Consider the following 2,029-nt stretch of genomic DNA (forward strand, 5'->3'; position numbering starts at 1 on the left):
GATCGGAGTGCAGGATGTCGTTCAACGCATCGACGGTATCGCCGAAGCCGTCATCGGTTCGGTTGCGGACCAGGAAGGCGCCACCGAGTCGATAAGCCGGAGCGCCACGATGGCTGCCGACGGCGCCGTCGAAGTGTCGAGGCGGATCACGGCTGTCGCCGAAGATGCCGGCGAGACCAGGGAACTGGCCGACACGATCGACCGGCACGCAGTCCAGGTGTCCGATCAGGTCGGCCGGCTGAAGGATAGGCTGACCGGCCTGCTGGCAGGTCCCTGCGAGGTTCCTGCCCTATGATGCGGCTGCCGAGGGATACCGTGGACTAGAAAAATCCACGGTATTTCTCATTAACTGTATGAAAATTAGTTTCATCGTATTTTAAGTACAATTATCGGGCCGCAGGCTGCGGAAATCGGGATGGGATCGCGCAGCCGGTATCTGGAGCGCGGAAGGCGGACATGCTGAATTATGGCACCTTTGTTTGATCGCCTTTCCTTCCGACAAGCTCGCAATACGGTCATAGTGGCGGTGCTGCTCGGCCTTTTCGCCAGCGGCCTCGATCTGGTCGACGATGCGCGGCGTGAACGCACCGTCCAGCGGCGCACGCTGGAGGAGGTCACCGAAATCGTCGCCGAGGCCGCTTCCAAAGCGGCATACGACCTGGATTCGCCACTGGCATCGGACATACTCAAGGGGCTGCTGAGCTACCGCCCGATCTTCCAGGCCAGCATCCACGACGAGTTCGGCGCGCGTCTGGCCGCGCGTGAACGCCCCAAGATCGACAGCAACCTGCGCATGTTTTCCGAATGGCTGTTCGGCGACGAACTGGATCTGTCGGTCCCGCTCTACTACGAGCCGCTGAACCGGCCGCGTCTCCAGATCGGCAGGCTGTCCGTCTCCGTGGACAGCCAAATAACGGCGACCGCCTTTCTGGAGCGCGCCCAATCCGACCTGATCAGCGGCCTCTTCCGCAATCTGCTGCTTGGGCTGGTCCTGACGGCCATGTTCCACGTCATGGTGACGAAGCCTATCCTCGCGATCAGCAGGGCTGTATCCAAGATCGAACCGGAGTCGCTGGACGGCTGCCTTATCGAAGTGCCGCGCGGTCACGACGGCGACGAGCTTGGCGTCCTGGTCAGCAGGACCAACCATTTCCTGAAAGCCTTCGACGCGTCGCTGCGTGAACGCGCGCGCTATGCCGATGAACTGAGGGGGGCGCTGATCCGCGCCGAAGAGGGCAGCAGGTCGAAGTCACAGTTCCTCTCGACCATGAGCCATGAACTCCGCACGCCGCTCAACGCGATCATAGGATTTTCCGAACTTATCCGGGACGATCCGGCGGTACGGGCCAAGGGTGAAGCGCTTGGCGATTACGCTCGCGAAATCCATGACAGCGGGAGCCAGCTTCTCCAGATCATCAACGACCTGCTCGACCTGACCGAGATCGACTCCGGGAACCACGCGATCCACCCGGAGCCGCTGGAAGTGGCTCGCCTGCTCGAAACCTGTGCCCGTATAGTGGCCGGTACGGCCCGGGAGCGTAACCTGCGGCTTACCGTCGATCCGGGACCCGAAGGAACTGCGCTGATCGCCGATGCCCGCGCCGTCCGCCAGATCATCCTGAACCTTCTTTCCAACGCCCTGAAATTCACGCCTGAAGGAGGCTGGGTGACGCTGAGCGGCTCCAGCACAGCCCAGGGTGTCGTGCTGGCCGTCACAGATAACGGGATAGGGATAGATCCCGGCGATATTGCCCGTGTCTGCGAGCCCTTCTGGCAGGCGGAACCGGTGCTGTCCCGCCGGTATGGCGGCACAGGCCTGGGAATGCCGCTGGTTCAGGCTCTGGTCGACCTGCATGATGCGCGTCTGAACATCGATAGCGTCATAGGTCAAGGAACGCGTGTAACCGTCGAGTTCCCCATGGTATCCCACGTTGCTCACGAAGTAGTTTGATTGTCGAAATAACTCAAAGATATATTCTTAGTTCTCAAGACCACAATGATTGTGTCTTACTTGTGATCGTATACTGTT

2 protein-coding genes are annotated in these 2,029 nt (G+C 60.5%); both read left to right on the plus strand.

The features are described from left to right. On the plus strand, nucleotides 1-295 hold a 295-nt coding region (locus tag AC5JJ6_RS11595), incomplete at its 5' end, for a hypothetical protein (RefSeq protein ID WP_496042178.1). 231 nt (nucleotides 296-526) lie between these two features. Beyond that, nucleotides 527-1,951, plus strand: coding sequence for a sensor histidine kinase (locus AC5JJ6_RS11600; protein ID WP_496042179.1), 1,425 nt, complete (start codon nucleotides 527-529; stop codon nucleotides 1,949-1,951). Nucleotides 1,952-2,029 lie beyond the last annotated feature (78 nt).

This window comes from Skermanella sp., assembly GCF_059503625.1.